Below are 19,227 nucleotides of genomic sequence, written 5' to 3'. Positions count from 1 at the left end.
CGGTTCAGCGTGCCTCGGCGGCCTTGACCTCTTCGGGAGTGGGTGCGGTGCCGCCGAGATGAGCCGGCATCCACCAGGTGTCGTCCGGGCCGTTGGGCCGTACCGGATAGGCGCGTTGGGCGGCTTCGAGGAGCTCCTGGATGCGCTCGCGCAGGCGGCGGGTGATCGCGCCCGCGTACTGGTCCTGCGGGGCCTCCACCGGCTCGCCGACCCGGATGGTGATCGGGGTGTGGCTGCGCTTGAAGTTCTTCGGGTGGCCCTTGGTCCACAGGCGCTGGGTGCCCCACAGCGCCATCGGGATCAGCGGGACGCCGGCCTCCTGGGCCATGCGCGCGGCACCGGACTTGAAGCTCTTCAGGGTGAAGGACTGCGAGATGGTCGCCTCGGGGAAGACGCCGACGATCTCACCGGATCGCAGCGACTCCAGCGCGTGCTGGTAGGCCGTCTCGCCCTGCTTGCGGTCCACCGGGATGTGCTTCATGCCGCGCATCAGCGGGCCCGAGATCTTGTGCCGGAACACCGACTCCTTCGCCATGAAGCGCACGAGGCGCTTCTGCGGCAGGGCGGAGAGACCGTCGAAGATGAAGTCCAGGTAGCTGATGTGATTGCTGACCAGCACAGCACCGCCTGAGCGCGGAATGTTTTCCGACCCCTTGCAGTCGATCTTGAGGTCCCAGGCCTTGAACAGCGTTTGGGCGAGACCGATGACGGGGCGGTAGACAAGCTCAGCCATGGACGGGGTGGACCCTTCTCTCTGCCTGGAAGGGGTTCTCCGGGCGGGAAAGTTACGCAGCCGTAGGTTTACGGCATTGCGCAGATCGTGCCCCAAGAACGAACGAGTGGCCAGTCCTCGTGCCGCAGAAAGGCGAGATCCTCGTCACGTCCATCACTTGATCCACCTCGGCCTTTTACAGGGCCTTTACTCTGCGCGAACCGTCACCCGACGCACGAGCAGGTACATCTCACACCCGAGGCAGTACCCGAACGCGGCATTGAGAAACGCGGCGGCGAGCGCGGCCCCGGTCGCCGCGAGACCCAGCCAGTCGGGACCCAGGCCGAAACCGACCAGCCCCACCGCGGCGAAGACCAGCCCGACCGCCTGCGCGAACCGCGGCGGCTCCGGTGACTCGAACTCGGTCGGCGGCCCGATCCGGGGCCGTACGGCCTTCCGGAACAGCCAGCCGTACGGCGAACGGCCCACGCCACCCGCCGCGCCCAGCGCGAACGCCAGGGTCTGCCAGGCCAGCAGCCAGAAGCTGCCGGTGATCAGCACGACCGCCAGTACTACGGTCGTCAGGGCCGCGCCGAAGCGCGGTCCTCTTACGTCGATGTCCATGAATCAAGGATTCCGCAGCGGAAACGATTCTGAGTGCCGGGAATCTTTGCAGTCTCGTGAACGCTGGAAGGGTCGATGAGCGGACTTGTGGTGTGCGTGGTGGTGCTCGCGGCGGCGAGCGCCTACGGAGTGCTGCATCGGCGGCGGAGCGGGAGAGTACGCGTGCGTGGGCGCGACGGCGGAAAACGGCTCGGCGCCGCCGAGCTGGGTGGCGACCTCGGCGAGAAGGCCACTCTGGTGCAGTTCTCCAGCGCCTTCTGCGCGCCCTGCCGGGCTACACGCCGGGTGCTGGGCGAGGTGGCCGGCATGGTCCCCGGCGTGAGCCACATCGAGATCGACGCCGAGGACCATCTGGACCTCGTACGGGAACTCGACATCCTGAAGACCCCCACCGTGCTGGTTCTCGACGCCGACGGCAGGGTCGTACGGCGCGCCACCGGCCTCCCCCGCAAGGCGGATGTCATCGCGGCTCTGGGGGAGGCGGTCTGACGGTCGTGACGACGACGGTGAGTCATCTCCCATATGCCGGCGCGTACTTGACTGCGCGTGCCACCTATCGTCAACCTGACCGTATGCCTTCGGAACTCCTTCTCTACGGGCGGGTGCACGTCGACTTGGCCCGCACCGCGAGTGCGCGCTGTCCGGGCTGTTGAGCAGCCACGGACCCCGCTCGTCCCCTCCCCAGAAGGACACGTCCATGACGGCCACGCCCGACCTCGGCACCCGTACTCCTCAGCACGCCTCTCCCGACCTGCTGCGTTCCGTCTTCCGGCAGCACGCGGCCGGTGTGGCGGTGATCACCGCGCGCGGTGAGAACGGCCCGGTCGGCTTCACCGCCACCTCGCTCAGCTCCGTCTCCGCGCAGCCCCCGATGCTGTCCTTCGGGATCAGCACCGGCGCCTCCAGCTGGCCCGCGATATCCGGGGCCGACCATGTCGGCGTCCACATACTCGGCGAGCACCAGGAGCAGTTGGCGGCCACCTTCGCCCGCAGCGGCGCCGACCGGTTCGGGGCGCCCACCGTCTGGCGCGAGGGCCCCGAGGGTGTGCCGGTCCTCGACGACGTGCTCGCCTGGCTGGTGTGCCGGGTCGTCGCGCGCGTGCCCGCCGGGGATCACCGCATCGTCCTGGCCGAGGTCGTCCTCGGTGACCCCGCGGGCTCCGGCCGCCCGCTCCTCTACCACCAGGGGCGCTTCAACGGGCTGCGTGACTGAGGCCACTCCCGGTGGGTGACGGGCCACCCTGCGGAAACGTCGAGTTCCGATTACGCTGCGTTGCACAGGTCACAGTTCAAAGCGCTTGCTTAGCGGGCACCCCTTGGGGGAGCGTAGGAGTGCGTACTGGCGAGTAATATTTCGCTCGGAGCACCGGTCGCCCCACCGGGAACGGCCGTTCAGGGCGCCTATGCTGCCTGGAAGTAGGCAGCCGAAAATGACGATGCAGTAGGAGAGCCGGCGTGAGCTTGAGGATCGTTGTCACTGTGAAGTACGTGCCCGACGCCACTGGCGACCGGCACTTCGCCGATGACCTGACCGTCGACCGGGACGACGTGGACGGTCTGCTCTCCGAGCTCGACGAGTACGCGGTCGAGCAGGCGCTGCAGATCTCCGAGAACTCGGACGACGACGTGGAGATCACCGTCCTGACCGTGGGCCCGGAGGACGCCAAGGACGCCCTGCGCAAGGCGCTGTCCATGGGCGCCGACAAGGCGATCCATGTCGAGGACGACGACCTGCACGGCACCGACGCCATCGGCACCTCCCTGGTGCTGGCCAAGGCGATCGAGAAGGCCGGCTTCGACCTGGTCGTCTCCGGCATGGCCTCCACCGACGGCACCGCCGGTGTGATCCCCGCCCTGCTGGCCGAGCGCCTGGGCGTCCCGCAGGTCACGCTGCTCTCCGAGGTCTCCGTGGCGGACGGCGTCGTCAAGGGCCGCCGTGACGGCGACACCGCCAGCGAGCAGCTGGAGGCCTCCCTGCCGGCCGTCGTGTCGGTCACCGACCAGTCGGGCGAGGCGCGTTACCCGTCCTTCAAGGGCATCATGGCCGCCAAGAAGAAGCCGGTTCAGGCCTGGGACCTCTCCGACCTGGAGATCGACACGGACGAGGTCGGCCTCGAAGGCGCCTGGACCGCCGTCGACTCCGCGGCCCAGCGCCCCGCGCGCACCGCCGGCACGATCGTCAAGGACGAGGGCGAGGGCGGCAAGCAGCTCGCCGAGTTCCTCGCGGGCCAGAAGTTCATCTGAGCGGCACAGGGGGAGTGCAGGCACGCCCCCACGCCGCCCGGCACGCACTCCCCTGGTGCCGCTCGCCCAACTCGCTTACCGCCCCTCAGACTTCGCACGCACGCAGGAGACCATTCCCATGGCTGAAGTTCTCGTCTACGTCGACCACGTGGACGGCGCCGTCCGCAAGCCCACCCTGGAGCTGCTGACCCTGGCCCGCCGCATCGGCGAGCCCGTCGCGGTCGCTCTTGGCCCCGGTGCCGAGAACACCGCCGCCGCGCTCGCCGAGCACGGCGCGGTGAAGGTGCTCACCCACGACGCCGCCGAGTACGCCGACTACCTCGTCGTACCGAAGGTGGACGCCCTCCAGGCCGCCTACGAGGCCGTCTCCCCGGCCGCCGTCCTGGTGCCGTCCTCCGCCGAGGGCAAGGAGATCGCCGCCCGCCTCGCGGTGCGCATCGGCTCCGGCATCATCACCGACGCCACCGACCTGGAGGCCGGTGACGAGGGCCCGGTGGCCACGCAGTCGGTGTTCGCCGCCTCCTTCACCACCAAGACCCGTGTCTCCAAGGGCACGCCCGTCATCACCGTGAAGCCCAACAGCGCCGCTGTCGAGGCCGCCCCGGCCGCCGGCACCGTCGAGGCCCTCGCGGTCACCTTCTCCGACAAGGCCACCGGCACCAAGGTCACCGCGCGCACCCCGCGCGAGTCGACCGGCCGCCCGGAACTGACCGAGGCCGCGATCGTCGTCTCCGGCGGCCGCGGTGTGAACGGCGCGGACAACTTCGCGATCATCGAGGCCCTCGCCGACTCCCTCGGCGCGGCCGTCGGCGCCTCGCGCGCCGCCGTCGACGCCGGCTGGTACCCGCACTCCAACCAGGTCGGCCAGACCGGCAAGAGCGTCTCCCCGCAGCTCTACATCGCCAACGGCATCTCCGGCGCCATCCAGCACCGCGCCGGCATGCAGACCTCGAAGACCATCGTCGCCGTCAACAAGGACGCCGAAGCCCCGATCTTCGACCTCGTCGACTACGGCGTGGTCGGCGACCTCTTCGACGTCGTCCCGCAGCTCACCGAAGAGGTCAACTCCCGCAAGGGCTGATCTCGGCAGGCTGTACGAGGCCCCCGCGACCCGCGTGGTCGTGGGGGCCTTCGCGTGCCCCTGAGTGCTCACCCGGGCGGCTCATCCCAGGCTGATCGTGGACTGCACGGGCAGATGGTCGCTCGGGAACTGGCTGTTCTCGGAGAAGGTGTTGAGGGCCGTCCGGCGCACGGCGACCCCCGGGGTGGTCAGGATCCAGTCGATGCGGGGACCGCCCGGCACGAGCGCGCGGTAGCCGTGGAAGCTGCCGTAGAGCTGCCCGCGCGCGGCTGCCGCGTCCCAGGTGTCCCTGAGGCCCGCGCCCAGCATCGTGGTGTAGACCGAGGTGGTGTACGCGGCGGTGTTGAAGTCGCCGGTCACCACGAACGGCAGGGAGCGGTCGAGGCGGGCGATCCGTTCGGCGATGAGTGTGGCGGCACGCTCGCGTGCGTACTGACTCGCGTTGTCCAGATGGGTGTTGAGGACGTAGAACTCCCGCTCGCCGTCCCCGAGATCGCGGAAGCGGATCCACGTGGCGATGCGCGGGTGGGCGCCGCCCCAGGTGTTCGACCCGATCACGGCGGGTGTGTCGGAGAGCCAGAACTGGTCGTACTCGACGGGGGCGAGCCGACGGGTGTCGTAGAAGATCGCCGTCTCCTCGTCGTGGCTGCCGCCCTTGCGTCCGCCGCCGATCCAGTCGTAGTGCGGGGCGAGGTCGTGCTTGATGTCCTGGAGCTGCGCGTAGAGGCCCTCCTGGGTGCCGATGATGTCGGGGGCCGCGCGGAGCAGCAGGTCGCGCATCACCGGGCGGCGGACCTTCCAGCTGTTGGGTTCGTCGGTGCTGGCGTAGCGCAGGTTGAACGTCATGACGTCCAGCAGGCGGGTCTCGTGCCGGGCGGAGGCGGAGCGTACGGTTCCGATCAGTGGCAGGGCGATGGCGGCCGCCACCAGCGTGGTCAGCCCGGCCCGACGCGTCACCGTCCTGGCAGTCGACATATGCGTCCCCTCCCCTTGCGAGTCAGGATGAAGGTGCGAGGCGCTGGGCGGAAGAGGGCCTCGGGGCGGTAGTGAATGCCACGGGTTCACGGCGTGGACAGGGTGTTGACCGGCGGGAAGCTCCATGGATAACTTCGTTCTACGGATTGTTGATTCCGTAGAGCGGAAAACTGGAGGGTGTGGGATGGGTCAGGGCGAGCAGGAGAAGGTGGCGACGAGCCTCGGCGGCGCGGTCAGCGAGGAGATCAGCGCCTCCCTGGCACCGGTCGACGCCGAACTGGAGCGCCGCTACCCCGGCGACCCCGGCACCCGCCAGCCCGTCCACACGGTCTACGTCCCCGGTGACGTCTTCGCCGCCGACACGATCCGCACCTGGGGCGACCGGGCCCTCGCCGCCCTCGACGAGCACGCCCCCGACGCTGCCTCCTTCGCCGCCGTCCTCGGCCTCTCCGACGACCTCGCGGAGCCTGTCCACGCGCGCGTGCGGGCGAAGTTGGAGCGCGAGCCCATCGAGGACCTGCGCGTCGACTTCGAGGACGGCTACGGCCCCCGCCCCGACGCCGAGGAGGACGAGGCCGCCGCCCGCGCGGCCCGGCTGATCGCCGAGGCGTACGAGAAGGGCACGGCGGCGCCGTGCATGGGCATCCGTATGAAGTGCATGGAGGCGCCGGTGCGCGACCGGGGCATCCGCACCCTCGACATCTTCCTGACCGGGCTCATGGAGGCCGGCGGACTGCCGGACGGCCTGGTTCTGACCCTGCCCAAGGTCACGTACGCCGAGCAGGTCACCGCGATGGTGCGCCTCCTGGAGGCCTTCGAGAAGGCGCGCGGGCTGGAGCAGGGCCGGATCGGCTTCGAGATCCAGATCGAGACCAGCCAGTCCATCCTCGCCACGGACGGCACCGCCACGGTCGCCCGCATGATCCAGGCCGCCGAGGGCCGCGCCACCGGCCTGCACTACGGCACCTTCGACTACAGCGCCTGCCTCGGCGTCTCCGCCGCCTACCAGGCCAGCGACCACCCGGCCGCCGACCACGCCAAGGCGATCATGCAGGTCGCGGCGGCGGGGACGGGCGTGCGTGTCTCGGACGGCTCGACGAATGTTCTTCCGGTCGGGCCCACCGCGAAGGTCCACGACGCCTGGCGGCTCCACTACGGCCTCACCCGGCGGGCCCTGGCCCGCGCGTACTACCAGGGCTGGGACATGCACCCCGGCCACATCCCCACCCGCTACGCGGCCGTCTTCGCCTTCTACCGCGAGGGCTTCGAACAGGCCGCCGCCCGCCTCGCCCGCTACGCCAACCACGCCGGCGGCGACGTCATGGACGAGCCCGCCACCGCCAAGGCGCTCAGCGGCTATCTGCTGCGCGGCCTGGACTGCGGCGCGCTCGACATCGCCGAGGTGGCCAGGGCGACCGGGCTGACCCGGACGGCCCTGGAGGGCTTCGCGTCGCCCCGGCGAGGTGACCTCACCGCGTCCGCCAAGTAGCGGACCTGTCACAGGTGTTGCCGCCGGCTTCTGTTGTCACTGCCGCCCCGTAGGCTGTACGGCGTTCATGGATGTGCCACAGGGACGGAGCGGCGGTGCCTTCGGGGGAGAGCGGACGCGTGGACGGGGTCGACCGGTTGCTGGCCGGGCGCTATCGCGTCGTGGGTCAACTCGGACGCGGCGGCATGGGCGTCGTGTGGCGGGCCGTCGACGAGGTTCTCGGCCGAGAGGTCGCCGTCAAGGAACTGCGCACCTTCACCGACGCCCACGGACCCGAACTGGCCGACCTGCGCCTGCGGATGCAGCGCGAGGCGCGGGCGGCGGCACGGGTCCGCCATCCCGGCGTGGTCGCCGTGCACGACATCGCCGAGGTCGACGGACGCCCGCTGATCGTCATGGAGTTGATCGACGGCCCGTCCCTGGACGACGTGTTGGGCGAGCGCGGCCCGATCGACCCGCGCGAGGCGGCCGGGATCGGCGCGAAGGTGATGGAGGCGCTCGCTGCGGCGCACGCCGTGGGCGTCCTGCACCGCGATGTGAAGCCGGGCAACATCCTCCTGGACCGCTCGGGCCGGGTGGTCCTCACGGACTTCGGCATCGCCACGATGGACGACCCGGGCGACGGCTCCGCCACGCACCTCACCCGGAGCGGCGAACTCATCGGCTCCCTGGACTACTTGGCCCCCGAGCGAGCCCAGGGCGCGGACCCGGGCCCGGCGTCCGACGTCTGGGCCCTGGGCGCCACGCTGTACGCGGCGGTCGAGGGCGCGTCCCCGTTCCGCCGCACGTCCACGTACTCCACCCTCACGGCGATCGTCTCCGAGCCCTTGCCGGAGCCTCGGCGCGCGGGGCGCCTTGGGCCTGTTCTGCGGCAACTGATGGACAAGCGGCCGGAGTTGCGGCCTGGGGCCGAGGCGGCGCAGGGGTTGTTGGAGGGGGTCGCGGGGGCGGCTGCGGAGGATTTGCCTACGGCCGTGTTGCGGGGGACCGGGGGCAGGGTTCCTGCGGTGCCGCCGGGGTTCGGAGCGGTGGAGTCGCGGGGGAGCGCGGGGCCGGGAGCGGGGGTTCCGGAACCGACGGAGTCAACGGAGGCGCGGGCGGCGGGCCTTGGGGCTTCGGGGGCGGCCCTGGTCGATGCCGATGCCGACGCCGATGCTGGGGCCGGGGCCCGGGGAGTGGACGCCGCTGAACCGACGGAGAGCGGGCGGGGTCTCTGGGCTGCGCAGCACGTGGCTCCAGCCGGGAAGGCCTTTGGTGTCGCCGAGCCGGTCGGAGGCGGCGGGCCGGGGACCGGAGGTTCGCCTGAGGAAGCGGGACCGGAGGAGGCCGGGGTCAGCGCCTCGGGGTGGTCCGGATCGGGAGGGGCAACACCTGGGTCGCCGGGGCGACTTGGAGTATCTGCGTACGGGGCAGGTGCGGCAGGCCTGCCCGGACCGGGAGAGCAGGGCTCTGGTTCCTTGGAGCGGCCGGGTTCGGATGCTCTCCCGCCCGCTGCTACGCCCCCTCCCACCCCCGTACCCCAAGGCTTCGGCCCGCCCCTCGCCCCCCTGGCTCCCGTGCCTCAACCATCTCCACCGACCGGGCCCATGACCAGCGCAGCCGCACCCCGCCGCAAAGCCCGCATCCTGATAGCCGCCGCTGCTGTGGCGGCCGTCCTCGCCGGCGCCGGAGTGGTCGTCGCCCGGATGGTCAACTCCGGTGACACCACGGTCACCTCGCAGCCCAGCACCTCAGCCCCGGCCGGTGCCGGGGTCGGCCCCGCCTCGCCCAGTGGACGTACGGACGCCCATCGCTCGGTCGGTCCCAAGCCCACAGAACAGGGCGACGACGGTTCCCGGGAACCGACACAGCAGCACACCGGCAAGGGGGAGAGCACGACGGCGGGTCAGGCTCCCAGCGTCGCCCCGACCAAGTCCACGTCGTCCGGCGGCGGAAACGTCGGCGGGGGCGCCCCTACGACGGGCGGAGCCAGCCCCAGCTCCAGCCCCGACCCCGCCTGTCAGTCCATCGGCGGAGGCAAGTACAACTGCCAGGTGTGGCGCAGCGCCAAGTCCTACACCGCGTCCGGTACCGAAGTCGGTGTCCTCGGCGCGGGTACCAACTACTTCTTCTGCCAACAGAACTTGGGCCGCCGCGAGACGTACGGCCAGTGGACCAACATCTGGTGGGCGAAGACGGACGACGACAGCGGCAACACCAACGTCTATGTCAGCGACGTCTACCTCAAGGGCGGGGACAACGACGAGCCGATTCCGGGGCTGCCGGTCTGCTGAGGCCGTACGTAGCGTTCCAGGCCGGACGCCGTCACCCGCCCTTCCTTCCGGAACAGCCGTGCACCCCGCTCGCACAACTCCCGGTCCGCGCGCGCCTGTTCGCAGAACTCCTCCGGCGTCCGCCCGAACAACGTCCTCAACTCCGCCGAACCACCCAGCAGTTCGGTGAGCAGCGCCCGCTCGCCCGGATGGCGGCGCGGCACGCCCGTGCCGTCGTGCAGGACACCGTGCCGGTTGACGTAGACGTACGCGCCCCGCAACAACTCCCCTGAGCCCGGCTCGAAACGGAACTCGGAAGTGGCGCCGGAGCCGGGCAACCACGCGCGGTCGTACGCCCCCTCACTCGCGTCCACCACCGCAAGCTGCCGCGCGTCGAACCACGTCACGAACAACTCCCGTACGACACCGGGCGAGTTGACAGGCGACGCCGACACATACCCCACGCGGCTCACATGGGCGGAGACGCCGATGTCGATACCCGTGACCCGCACCTTCACCATCGGGACGGGAGAGGTGATCCCGAACTCGGCCATCTTGTGCCGCAGTTGGCCGGGGCAGGCGTTGGAGCCGATGGCGAGGACCGGGGTGCGGTTCCCGTAGGTGGTGTGGCCGTCGAGGGGCAACAGCCGGTCTCCGACGAGGAGTCCGGACTCGGCGGGCCACGCGCCCGGGTAGGTCAAGGGATCCTCGCGCGGCGCCCGAGCCAGCCCCAGCGCCTCCAACGTACGGTCCACGCGGTCGTACACACCGTCGTCCATACGGTCGTTCACGTGGTCGTCCAGCCGCCGCTCAGTCCGACGGCGGCAGCTCGCCCGAGCCCCGGGTGATCAGCCGGGTAGGCAGTTCGATGCGTTCCGGGGCGAGAAGCGTGCCGTCGAGTTGGCGGAAGAGACGGTCGGCGGCCGTGCGGCCGAGGGTCGCCGCGTCCTGGGCGACGACGGTCACGCCCGGCTGGAGCAGGTCGGCGAGTTCGAAGTCGTCGAAGCCCACCAGGGCGATCCGGCGGGACTGTTCGGCCAGGACCCGGACGACGGTGACCGTCACACGGTTGTTGCCGGCGAAGATCGCGGTGACGGGGGAGGGGCCGGTCAGCATCTCCTCGGCCGCCCGGCGCACCCGGACGGGGTCGGTCACGCCGAGGGACATCCAGGCGCCCTCGACCTGTATGCCCGCGTCCTCCATGGCGGCCCGGTAGCCGCGCAGTCGCTCGGCGGCCGTGTGGATGCGGGGCATGTCGCCGATGAAGCCGATGCGCCGGTGGCCGTGCGAGATGAGGTGGGTGACACCGTCGCGTGCGCCGCCGTAGCTGTCGGACAGGACGACGTCGGCGTCGATCCTTCCGGCCGGACGGTCCACGAACACGGTCGCGACGCCCGCCTTGATCTCCGGCTCCAGGTAACGGTGGTCGTCACCGGCCGGGATCACCACCAGCCCGTCCACGCGCCGGGCGCACAGCGCGAGCACCAACTCCTGCTCGCGGTCCGGGTCTTCGGCGCTGGAACCGTTGATGAGCAGGGCGCCGTGGGCTCGGGCGACCTCTTCGACGGCGCGGCTGAGCGGGCCGTAGAACGGGTCGGCGAGATCCTCCAGGACGAGACCGATGCTCGCGGTGCTGCCCTTGCGCAGGACGCGGGCGCTGTCGTTGCGGCGGAAGCCGAGGGCGTCGATGGCCTCCTGGACCCGGCGCTCGGTGTCCGGGGTGACACCCGGTTCGCCGTTGACCACGCGCGACACCGTTTTCAGGCCGACACCCGCGCGTGCGGCCACGTCCTTCATGGTCGGACGGTTGCCGTAGCGGTTCTCGGGGCGGCGGGCGGTCTCTGGCACGATGCGCTGTCCTGTCCTGTCGTCCACGGGGGATGCATAGGTCCATGGGTTTGTATGAGGATGTGGCGTCGAGCATAGAGCCTGGACAACGTTGTCATATGCGAGAGAGACTGTCCACCGATATCAACGGCCTGCGCCCCCACCGCGAGACCGGCCCAACTCACCTTCTGGTGGTTCTCATGTTTGACGGGGAGATCTGACACTGATGCACACCGACCTCGTGGCCGCGCTCGACATCGGCGGCACCAAGATCGCCGGGGCGCTGGTGGACGGCCACGGCAAGATCCTGGTGCGAGCACAGCGCCCGACGCCCTCGCAGGACGACGGCGACACCGTGATGCGAGCCGTGGAGGAGGTGCTCGCGGAGCTCACCGCATCGCCCTCGTGGTCCCGCGCGAGCGCCCTCGGCATCGGCAGCGCGGGTCCCGTGGACGCCTCCGCCGGCACCGTGAGCCCGGTCAACGTGCCGGGCTGGCGCGACTATCCGCTGGTCGAGCGGGTGCGTGCGGCGGCCGGGGACCTGCCCGTCGAGCTGATCGGCGACGGCGTGGCGATCACGGCGGCCGAGCACTGGCAGGGCGCCGCGCGCGGGCACGCCAACGCGCTGTGCATGGTGGTGTCCACGGGAGTCGGCGGCGGCCTCGTGCTCAACGGCCAGCTGCATCCCGGGCCCACCGGCAACGCGGGCCATATCGGCCACATCAGCGTGGACCTGGACGGCGACCTCTGCCCGTGCGGTTCGCGCGGCTGCGTCGAGCGGATCGCCAGCGGTCCCAACATCGCCCGGCGCGCGGTCGAGGGCGGTTGGCGGCCGGGCCCGGACGGCGACGCCTCGGCCGCCGCGGTGGCCGCCGCCGCCCGCGCGGGCGACCCGGTCGCCGTGGCCTCCTTCGAGCGGGCCGCACAGGCCCTCGCCGCCGGTATCGCGGCCACCGCGACCCTCGTAGAGATCGACATCGCCGTGATCGGCGGGGGCGTGGGCAAGGCCGGCGACGTGCTGTTCACGCCGCTGCGCAAGGCCCTGAGCGACTACGCGACACTGTCCTTCGTGCAGCGGCTGACGGTGACGCCGGCTCAGATGGGCACGGACGCCGGGCTGGTGGGAGCGGCCGCGGCCGCGCTCGCCGGACAGGCGAGCACGACCTCGGCCGTGGTGTGAGCAACCGACCGGCCGAAACGTTCGGTCAGCGGCCTTCGCCCCTGTTCAGCACGTGAGCCGAGTTGTACGCCGTTCTGCGCGTGAAGGGCGATGTGCCTTGTTCAGCACGTGAGTTGCGCGTCCGCCCAGTCCGCGTGGTCCGAGTCGATCCCGTCGCCGCCGTCGGTGACGACGAGTCGGACCACCTGGGCGCCGGTCACGTCCGCCGTGACCGGCTGGGCGGGCATCGCGTTGGTCAGGACACCGGTCGAGGCGACCTTCGTGCCGTCCGCCCAGATCTCGAAGGCGACGGTCCCGTTGGCGCCCTTCTCGTCGTCCACACCGACGTCCGCGGTGACCTTCTCGCACGTCTTCCCGGTGTAGTACTCGACGTCGCTCTCGGCGTGCACGCCAAGCCCCTTGGCGTACACCACTCCGCCCAGGGTGATCGGGTGACCGTCTCCCGCCGTGCTCTCCCCGTTGCTGGTGTTGCGCTCAACGGGCCCGTATCCATTGGCCGTTGACATCCACGGAAGATCGCCGAGATACGAAGTCCCCGCAGGCGGTGCCACCACCACGGACGCGGTGAACGGCAGGGTGCTGCTGACGCGCGCGCCGCTCGGCGAGCGGTAACTCGCCTTGAGCGTCAGGTCGTACGACCCCGTCGGCGTCCCCGCGGGCGCGGTGACCGTCCACTTCGTGCGCAGCGACTTGCCAGTCCGTACGGCCTTCGCAGTCGTCGACGAGTTGGCCCGTATCTTCCAGCCCGCGGGCCCGGTCAGGCTCACCGAGACGTGCTCGGCGGTCGTACGGCCCAGGTCGGTGACCGTCGTCGTGAGCGGGGTCGGGGCGGCCGCCTGGACCAACGGGGCGCTGTCCAGGCCGAGTTCGACGGCGGGCGGGTTCTTGAGCGCGTGCCGGTCGGCGAAGACCCGTACGAGGACCGTGCCGTGGGCCGGGACGGTCGCGGAGATCGCGCCCGCGGTGTTGTAGCTCTTGTGCTGCCACAGGTCGCGCAGGGTGTAGGCGCGGGAGTTCGGGAGGCCTACGGCCGCCGCGGTCGTGGCGATGCGCTGGGCGCCGGCGGACTCGTTGAAGAGCGCGACCGTACGGCTGCCGTCCTTCATCTCCTTGGCGACGACCCAGCGCCCGCCCTCGGACGTGACAACGTTGCCCTGCTTGCCCAGCGGGTCCTGGTCGACCGCGATGACCTCCTTGTTGTCGAGGATGTCGAAGGTCGCGGGGGTCGCGGTGCGCAGGTCCGAGCCGATGAGGAGGGGCGCGGCCATGATCGACCACATCGAGAAGTGCGAACGGTACTCGGTGTCCGTCATGCCGCCGTTGCCGACCTCCAGCATGTCGGGGTCGTTCCAGTGCCCGGGACCGGCGTGCGGCGCGAGCGGCAGGTTCTGCTTGAGGATCGACAGCATCGAGCCCCAGTTGTCGCTGATGTCACCGGTCGTGCGCCACAGATGTCCGACGTCCGCGGCCCACTCCCAGGGCTTGTTCTCGCCCCACTCGCAGATGCTGAAGACGATGGGCCGACCGGTGGCCTTCAGCGCGTCGCGCATCGTGTTGTAGCGCAACTTGGCGTCCACGCCTTGGTTGTTGCAGTTGTCGTACTTGAGATAGTCCACGCCCCAGTCGGCGAACTGCTGCGCGTCGCTGTACTCGTGACCCAGGCCGCCCGGGAAACCGGCGTCGTTGCACGTCTTCGTGCCCGCGCTGGTGTAGATGCCGAGCTTGAGCCCCTTGGAGTGCACGTAGTCCGCGACGGCCTTGATCCCGTGCGGGAAGCGGACCGGGTCGGGGACGAGTTTGCCGTCGGCGTCACGGGAGGGCAGGGCCCAGCAGTCGTCCAGGTTGACGTACTGGTAACCGGCCGCCTTGAGGCCCTTGCTGATGAAGATGTCCGCGATGCCCTCGACCATCGACTCGTTGAACTCGGCGCGGCAGTTGGTGGAGTTCCAGTTGTTGAAACCCATCGGAGGGGTGAGCGCCTGACCGTCGGCCAGGGCGGGGGAGACGGGGTCCTGCGAAGGAGCGGCTATGGTCGGCGCGGCGAGGCCGGCCGTGCACAACAGGCTTGCGGCGAGCGCTCCGACCACTCTTCGGCGGGTCGTGCGGGTGTGAGGGTGACGCGTCATTACGTTCCTCCGGACTCGCGAAAGATGGGATCACTTCCTGTGCATGTCATGTGCGCGATTACGTTAGGACGTGTCGGACTCTGTTGGAAGGGCTGGGTATTGGGTGTTCGATATTTTGCCGAACAGGTTTTGAACACGTTCAACTTTCTGCGCTAGGCTCACTTCCGACAGAAGGGGGAGCCCGGTGAAGATCGTCATTCCCGGTGGCACGGGACAGGTGGGCGCGATCCTGGACCGCGCCTTGACCGAGGCCGGTCACGAGGTCGTCGTCCTGACCCGGCGGCCGAGGCGCGACCGCGAGGTGTGGTGGGACGGCGAGAACCCGGGCTCCTGGGCCCGGGAGATCGACGGCAGCGACGTCGTGATCAACTTGGCGGGCCGCAGCGTCAGTTGCCACTACACCCCCGCCAATCTCAAGGCCATGATGGACTCGCGCGTGCACTCCACCCGGGTCGTCGGCGAGGCCATCGCGGCCGCCGTACACCCGCCGCGCGTCTGGCTGCAGATGAGCACCGCCACCGTCTACGCCCACCGCTACGACGCCCCCAACGACGAGGCCACCGGCGTGATCGGCGGCGACGAACCGGACGTACCCGACTACTGGTCCTACAGCGTCGAGATCGCCAAGGCCTGGGAACGCGCGCAGGAGCGGGCCGAGACCCCGCACACCCGCAAGGTGGCGCTGCGCGCCGCCATGGTGATGAGCCCGGACCGGGGCGGTGTCTTCGACGTCCTGTCGAGCATGGTCCGGCTGGGCCTCGGCGGTCCGGTCGCGGGCGGCGCCCAGTACGTCTCCTGGATCCACGACCAGGACTTCGTCCGCGCGGTCGAGTTCCTCGTCGACCGGGACGACATCGCCGGACCGGTGAACCTCGCCGCCCCCGGCCCGCTCCCGCAGCGTGCCTTCATGCGCGTCCTGCGCGCTGCCCGGGGCGTCCCCGTCGGACTGCCCGCCACCAAGTGGATGGCGGAACTGGGCGCCTTCGCGCTGCGCTCGGACACCGAACTCCTGCTGAAGAGCCGACGGGTCGTCCCGGGACGGCTGCTGGCGGAAGGGTTCACCTTCGACCATCCGCAGTGGCCCGAAGCTGCTGTGGACCTCGTACGACGGACACAGGACGGGGCAGGTTCCGTCCGGCGGGCCGTCCGGGCGTGACCCCGGCGCGCTTCGTCAGTTGAACGGGGCATGAAGAAGCGCAGCATGCTGGCCATCGCCTCCCTCGCCACCGGGTTCGTCGTCGCCGCGATCTCCCCGTCGCACTCCCACGACCACGACGTACTCGGCGATCTGAACGTCAAGGACACCGTGGGTTCCGTGGATCACCTCGTCAGCGACGGCAGCTTCGCCGTCGACGAGGGTGCCCTGGGGCAGAACAGCTGATACCCGTCGAAAGAGCTCGGCGCCGGTGCCTCGTCGGAGGGGGCACCGGCGCCGACGTATGTGTGCTCTCAGCTGCGGCTGGTTTCCGTGGCAGGGTGGAACGGGCAAGCCTCAGGGGGCCAATAGAAGAGGGGGAACTGTCCGTGATCGTCTGGATCAACGGCGCGTTCGGTGCAGGCAAGACCACCACCGCACGGGAACTGATCGAACTGATCCCGAACAGCACGCTCTTCGACCCCGAGGTCATCGGCGGAGCACTTCCGTACCTGCTCCCGCCCAAGCACCTCGCAGAGGTCGGCGACTTCCAGGACCTGCCGATGTGGCGACGGCTCGTGATCGACACGGCGGCGGCCATGCTCGCCGAGCTGGGCGGGACCCTCGTCGTCCCGATGACCCTGCTGCGCCAGGAGTACCGGGACGAGATCTTCGGCGGTCTCGCGGCCCGCCGGGTCACGGTCCGGCATGTCCTCCTCGCCCCGGCGGAAACGATCCTGCGCGAGCGAATATCCGGCCGGGAGATCCCACCGGACCTCCCCGACGGCGAGATCCGGACGCGCCAGTGGGCGTTCGACCACATCGAGTCCTACCGCGCCGCGCTCGGCTCCTGGCTCACCGCCGACGCCCATCTCGTCGACACCAGCGCGCTCACCCCGTACGAGACGGCCGCCCGGATCGCCGGGGCCGTCGGCAGCGGTGCCGTGCCCGTGTGCGACATCGTGCAGACCCCGGAGCCCACCTCCGAGACCCTCGCGGCCGGAGTGCTCCTCTTCGACGAACAGGACCGGGTGCTGCTCGTCGACCCCACCTACAAGGCCGGCTGGGAGTTCCCCGGCGGCGTCGTCGAATCCGGCGAGGCACCCGCCCGGGCCGGCATGCGCGAGGTCACCGAGGAGACCGGCATCGTGCTCGACGAGGTCCCCCGACTGCTCGTCGTCGACTGGGAACCGCCCGCCCCACCCGGCTACGGCGGACTGCGCCTCCTCTTCGACGGCGGCCGGCTGGACGCCGCCGAGGCAGACCGACTGCTGCTGCCCGGACCGGAGTTGCGCGGCTGGTGCTTCGCCACCGAGGAGGAGGCCGCCGACCTGTTGCCGCCGGTCCGCTACGAGCGGCTGCGCTGGGCGCTCAGGGCCCGTGAACGCGGGGCCGCGCTCTATCTGGAGGCGGGCGTCCCGCTTGGCTGACGACCCGTCAATTTGCGGTCTGATCAACGATGTTGGACGTGACTTTGCCTTTCCGGGGGCACCACCTGGCGATTTTACGGGGTGTGGGTCATTCCGATAACAAAGCGAGGGTGAATTGTCGCCTTCCCGGTATGAACAAGAACGTGAAGAAGGTACATCGGAGCTCTAACGTCTTTGCGCAGCTCAGTTCTCTCGCGGCCGCCGGCCGCCTTGACGGGACCGGACCTTTCGCCGGTCGAAGGAGAGGAACATGCGCGCGCCATCCTCGGCCCTCACCCGGGCCCTCACTCTCGCCGCCGGGCTCACCCTGGTGCTCACCGCCTGCAGCAGCGGCGGCGGGGGCGGCGGCTCCGGCAAGGGCAGCTCGGCCGGGCTCACGTCCTGCAACACCGTGGGCAAGGCCAACACCTGCAACTCGGCCACCACCAAGTCCGGCGGAACGTTCACCTATGTGCTGGAGAAGAACATCCAGCAGTGGAACGTCCAGGACGTCAACGGCAACACCTTCGAGAACGGGGAGGCCCTGGAGGTCGTCCTGCCGCAGGTGTTCATACCCCAGCCGGACTTCACCGTCGCCCTCAACACCGACCTGGTGACCTCGGCGACGCAGACCAGCACCGGCCCGCAGACCATCGTCTACAAGATCAACCCGAAGGCGGCGTGGAACGACGGCACGCCCATCACCGCCGACGACTTCATCTACTACTGGCGCACCAACAACGGCAAGGACTGTCCGCCGCCGCCCGCCAGCGACTCCACCCAGACCAAGGGCTGTCTGCCGCAGAGCACCGCGGGCTACGACCGGATCAAGTCCCTCACCCCGTCCGACAACGGCAAGACCTTCACCATGGTGATGTCGAAGCCGTACTCCGACTGGAAGTCCCTGTTCGGCGCGGGCTATCCCCTCTACCCGGCCCACACCGCGGAGAAGGTCTCCGGCGCCAAGGCCGGTGACGCCACCGCCATGACGGCCACGCAGATGGCTCAGGCCTGGCAGTACTTCCTGAAGACACCGCCCACCAAGTACCCCACCGCGGGCGCCTACAAGATGCAGCAGTGGGTCGACAACGACCACGCCACCTATGTGCCCGACCCCAAGTGGACGGGCGCGAAGAAGGCGACCCTCCAGCGGCTGATCTTCAAGGTGATCTCGGACGCCACCCAGGAGCCAACGGCCCTCAAGAACAACGAGGTTCAGGCGATCTACCCGCAGCCCGAGGTGGACCTGGTCAACCAGGTCAAGAACATCCCCGGCGTCACCTACGTCATCGGCAACGGCCTCACCTGGGAACACTTCGACCTCAACCTGCACAACCCGGTGATCGGCAAGTACCTGGCGCTGCGTCAGGCGATGTTCACGGCGATCAACATCAAGGACATCATCGCCAAGACCGTCGGCCAGTTCGACCCGGCTGTGAAACCGCTCGGCAACCACAACTTCGTTCCCGGGCAGGCCGGTTACAAGGACGTGGTCACCGGCACCGGCCAGGGATCCGGTGATCTGGCCAAGGCGAAGCAGTACCTCACGGCCGCCAAGTTCACCGGCGTGGGTACGGCGTTGAAGACGCCGGACGGCAAGGCCGTCGGACCCTTCAACTGCCGTTACACCACCGGCAACCAGATCCGGCAGAGCGAGTGCCAGATCCTGCAGAGCAACCTGGCGAGCCTCGGCATCAAGATCACCATCAAGCCGATCGGCGCCGCCGACCTCGGCACGGTCCTCGCCGGGCACCAGTACGACATCATCGTCTTCGCCTGGGTGGCGCCGCCGTTCCCGAGCAGTGGTGCCCAGCAGAACTGGTTCACCGGCGGTGGCGGCAACTACGGCGGCTACAGCAACAAGACGGCCGACTCCCTGATCTCCCAGGCCATAGGCGAGACGGACGCGACGAAGTCCGCGGCGCTTCTCAACCAGGCCGACCAGCTCATGGTGAACGACGCCTATGTGCTGCCGCTCTACCAGAAGCCGACGTTCTTCGCCACGCAGACGCGGTTCGTCAACATGCGGAACAACGCCACGAACGTGGGCCCGGCCTACAACACCGGCACGTGGGGCCTGAAGAAGTAGCCCCACCGACTGAGGGAACAGCTCCACCGGCACGCCCGTCGAGCCCGGCCCCGGCGACACCGGGGCCGGGCCCGGGCTCGACGG

17 protein-coding genes are annotated in these 19,227 nt (G+C 69.9%); 11 read left to right on the top strand and 6 right to left on the bottom strand.

Going from position 1 to position 19,227, the window contains the following annotated elements; all coding sequences use genetic code 11:
* Positions 1 to 4 precede the first annotated feature (4 nt).
* Together ACFWP5_RS04785 and ACFWP5_RS04780 are read right to left on the bottom strand one after the other, a co-directional pair.
* Entirely contained in the window at positions 5 to 733 is a 729-nt protein-coding gene (locus ACFWP5_RS04785; RefSeq protein WP_019062581.1) for a 1-acyl-sn-glycerol-3-phosphate acyltransferase, read from the bottom strand.
* Positions 734 to 919: 186 nt separating this feature from the next.
* A complete protein-coding gene (locus ACFWP5_RS04780; RefSeq protein WP_384150209.1) occupies positions 920 to 1,336 on the bottom strand; it encodes a DUF4395 domain-containing protein in 417 nt (138 codons plus the stop codon).
* A 75-nt stretch (positions 1,337 to 1,411) separates the two neighbouring features.
* Between ACFWP5_RS04780 and ACFWP5_RS04775 the strand changes: the two genes are divergently transcribed.
* The 4 genes from ACFWP5_RS04775 (at position 1,412) to ACFWP5_RS04760 (ending at position 4,661) form a co-directional block, all read left to right on the top strand.
* The gene (locus tag ACFWP5_RS04775; RefSeq protein WP_318014728.1) at positions 1,412 to 1,825 is read left to right on the top strand and encodes a thioredoxin family protein; all 414 of its coding nucleotides are present in this window, start codon (positions 1,412 to 1,414) and stop codon (positions 1,823 to 1,825) included.
* A gap of 208 nt (positions 1,826 to 2,033) precedes the next feature.
* Positions 2,034 to 2,549, top strand: coding sequence for a flavin reductase family protein (locus tag ACFWP5_RS04770; RefSeq protein ID WP_384150205.1), 516 nt, complete (start codon positions 2,034 to 2,036; stop codon positions 2,547 to 2,549).
* Between the two features lie 242 nt (positions 2,550 to 2,791).
* Positions 2,792 to 3,580: an electron transfer flavoprotein subunit beta/FixA family protein gene (locus ACFWP5_RS04765; RefSeq protein WP_266868343.1), complete on the top strand. Its 789-nt coding sequence runs from the start codon at positions 2,792 to 2,794 to the stop codon at positions 3,578 to 3,580.
* Between the two features lie 118 nt (positions 3,581 to 3,698).
* The gene (locus tag ACFWP5_RS04760) at positions 3,699 to 4,661 is read left to right on the top strand and encodes an electron transfer flavoprotein subunit alpha/FixB family protein (protein WP_384150201.1); all 963 of its coding nucleotides are present in this window, start codon (positions 3,699 to 3,701) and stop codon (positions 4,659 to 4,661) included.
* Between the two features lie 81 nt (positions 4,662 to 4,742).
* On the opposite strand, the gene ACFWP5_RS04755 is transcribed toward ACFWP5_RS04760, so the two are convergent.
* Positions 4,743 to 5,636 (bottom strand): endonuclease/exonuclease/phosphatase family protein, encoded by an 894-nt coding sequence (locus tag ACFWP5_RS04755; protein WP_384150198.1) that lies wholly within the window; start codon positions 5,634 to 5,636, stop codon positions 4,743 to 4,745.
* Positions 5,637 to 5,820: 184 nt separating this feature from the next.
* Between ACFWP5_RS04755 and ACFWP5_RS04750 the strand changes: the two genes are divergently transcribed.
* Together ACFWP5_RS04750 and ACFWP5_RS04745 are read left to right on the top strand one after the other, a co-directional pair.
* On the top strand, positions 5,821 to 7,125 hold the full coding sequence (locus ACFWP5_RS04750) for a DUF6986 family protein (RefSeq protein ID WP_384150195.1): 1,305 nt from the start codon (positions 5,821 to 5,823) through the stop codon (positions 7,123 to 7,125).
* Positions 7,126 to 7,196: 71 nt separating this feature from the next.
* Entirely contained in the window at positions 7,197 to 9,398 is a 2,202-nt protein-coding gene (locus tag ACFWP5_RS04745) for a serine/threonine-protein kinase (RefSeq protein WP_384150192.1), read from the top strand.
* On the opposite strand, the gene ACFWP5_RS04740 is transcribed toward ACFWP5_RS04745, so the two are convergent.
* Positions 9,344 to 10,156, bottom strand: coding sequence for a hypothetical protein (locus ACFWP5_RS04740; protein ID WP_384150546.1), 813 nt, complete (start codon positions 10,154 to 10,156; stop codon positions 9,344 to 9,346). The two genes, ACFWP5_RS04745 and ACFWP5_RS04740, sit on opposite strands and share 55 nt — an antisense overlap.
* Before the next feature lie 31 nt (positions 10,157 to 10,187).
* Positions 10,188 to 11,225 (bottom strand): LacI family DNA-binding transcriptional regulator, encoded by a 1,038-nt coding sequence (locus ACFWP5_RS04735; RefSeq protein ID WP_384150543.1) that lies wholly within the window; start codon positions 11,223 to 11,225, stop codon positions 10,188 to 10,190.
* A gap of 205 nt (positions 11,226 to 11,430) precedes the next feature.
* Between ACFWP5_RS04735 and ACFWP5_RS04730 the strand changes: the two genes are divergently transcribed.
* A complete protein-coding gene (locus ACFWP5_RS04730) occupies positions 11,431 to 12,384 on the top strand; it encodes an ROK family protein (RefSeq protein ID WP_384150189.1) in 954 nt (317 codons plus the stop codon).
* Positions 12,385 to 12,485: 101 nt separating this feature from the next.
* On the opposite strand, the gene ACFWP5_RS04725 is transcribed toward ACFWP5_RS04730, so the two are convergent.
* Positions 12,486 to 14,510, bottom strand: a complete 2,025-nt coding sequence (locus ACFWP5_RS04725) for an NPCBM/NEW2 domain-containing protein (protein ID WP_384150186.1) — start codon at positions 14,508 to 14,510, stop codon at positions 12,486 to 12,488.
* A gap of 184 nt (positions 14,511 to 14,694) precedes the next feature.
* On the opposite strand from ACFWP5_RS04725, the gene ACFWP5_RS04720 reads away from it, so the two are divergent.
* The 4 genes from ACFWP5_RS04720 to ACFWP5_RS04705 all read left to right on the top strand — a co-directional run bounded on the left by ACFWP5_RS04720 (position 14,695) and on the right by ACFWP5_RS04705 (position 19,143).
* A complete protein-coding gene (locus ACFWP5_RS04720; protein ID WP_384150183.1) occupies positions 14,695 to 15,666 on the top strand; it encodes a TIGR01777 family oxidoreductase in 972 nt (323 codons plus the stop codon).
* 30 nt (positions 15,667 to 15,696) lie between these two features.
* Positions 15,697 to 15,891 (top strand): hypothetical protein, encoded by a 195-nt coding sequence (locus ACFWP5_RS04715; RefSeq protein ID WP_384150180.1) that lies wholly within the window; start codon positions 15,697 to 15,699, stop codon positions 15,889 to 15,891.
* Positions 15,892 to 16,034: 143 nt separating this feature from the next.
* On the top strand, positions 16,035 to 17,075 hold the full coding sequence (locus ACFWP5_RS04710; protein WP_384150177.1) for an NUDIX domain-containing protein: 1,041 nt from the start codon (positions 16,035 to 16,037) through the stop codon (positions 17,073 to 17,075).
* 250 nt (positions 17,076 to 17,325) lie between these two features.
* Positions 17,326 to 19,143, top strand: a complete 1,818-nt coding sequence (locus tag ACFWP5_RS04705) for an ABC transporter family substrate-binding protein (RefSeq protein WP_384150174.1) — start codon at positions 17,326 to 17,328, stop codon at positions 19,141 to 19,143.
* The last annotated feature ends 84 nt before the right edge of the window (positions 19,144 to 19,227 follow it).

It is taken from the genome of Streptomyces sp. NPDC058469, assembly GCF_042721125.1.
GTDB lineage: Bacteria > Actinomycetota > Actinomycetes > Streptomycetales > Streptomycetaceae > Streptomyces.
This window is presented reverse-complemented; position numbering and strand designations above follow the sequence as displayed.

What these genes read in the sequence shown, in the direction of transcription:
- ACFWP5_RS04785 (WP_019062581.1), bottom strand. Translation starts at nt 733, where the DNA reads ATGGCTGAGCTTGTCTACCGCCCCGTCATCGGTCTCGCCCAAACGCTG.
- ACFWP5_RS04780 (WP_384150209.1), bottom strand. Translation starts at nt 1,336, where the DNA reads ATGGACATCGACGTAAGAGGACCGCGCTTCGGCGCGGCCCTGACGACC.
- ACFWP5_RS04775 (WP_318014728.1), top strand. Translation starts at nt 1,412, where the DNA reads ATGAGCGGACTTGTGGTGTGCGTGGTGGTGCTCGCGGCGGCGAGCGCC.
- ACFWP5_RS04770 (WP_384150205.1), top strand. Translation starts at nt 2,034, where the DNA reads ATGACGGCCACGCCCGACCTCGGCACCCGTACTCCTCAGCACGCCTCT.
- ACFWP5_RS04760 (WP_384150201.1), top strand. Translation starts at nt 3,699, where the DNA reads ATGGCTGAAGTTCTCGTCTACGTCGACCACGTGGACGGCGCCGTCCGC.
- ACFWP5_RS04755 (WP_384150198.1), bottom strand. Translation starts at nt 5,636, where the DNA reads ATGTCGACTGCCAGGACGGTGACGCGTCGGGCCGGGCTGACCACGCTG.
- ACFWP5_RS04750 (WP_384150195.1), top strand. Translation starts at nt 5,821, where the DNA reads ATGGGTCAGGGCGAGCAGGAGAAGGTGGCGACGAGCCTCGGCGGCGCG.
- ACFWP5_RS04745 (WP_384150192.1), top strand. Translation starts at nt 7,197, where the DNA reads ATGTGCCACAGGGACGGAGCGGCGGTGCCTTCGGGGGAGAGCGGACGC.
- ACFWP5_RS04740 (WP_384150546.1), bottom strand. Translation starts at nt 10,156, where the DNA reads ATGGACGACGGTGTGTACGACCGCGTGGACCGTACGTTGGAGGCGCTG.
- ACFWP5_RS04730 (WP_384150189.1), top strand. Translation starts at nt 11,431, where the DNA reads ATGCACACCGACCTCGTGGCCGCGCTCGACATCGGCGGCACCAAGATC.
- ACFWP5_RS04725 (WP_384150186.1), bottom strand. Translation starts at nt 14,510, where the DNA reads ATGACGCGTCACCCTCACACCCGCACGACCCGCCGAAGAGTGGTCGGA.
- ACFWP5_RS04715 (WP_384150180.1), top strand. Translation starts at nt 15,697, where the DNA reads ATGAAGAAGCGCAGCATGCTGGCCATCGCCTCCCTCGCCACCGGGTTC.
- ACFWP5_RS04705 (WP_384150174.1), top strand. Translation starts at nt 17,326, where the DNA reads ATGCGCGCGCCATCCTCGGCCCTCACCCGGGCCCTCACTCTCGCCGCC.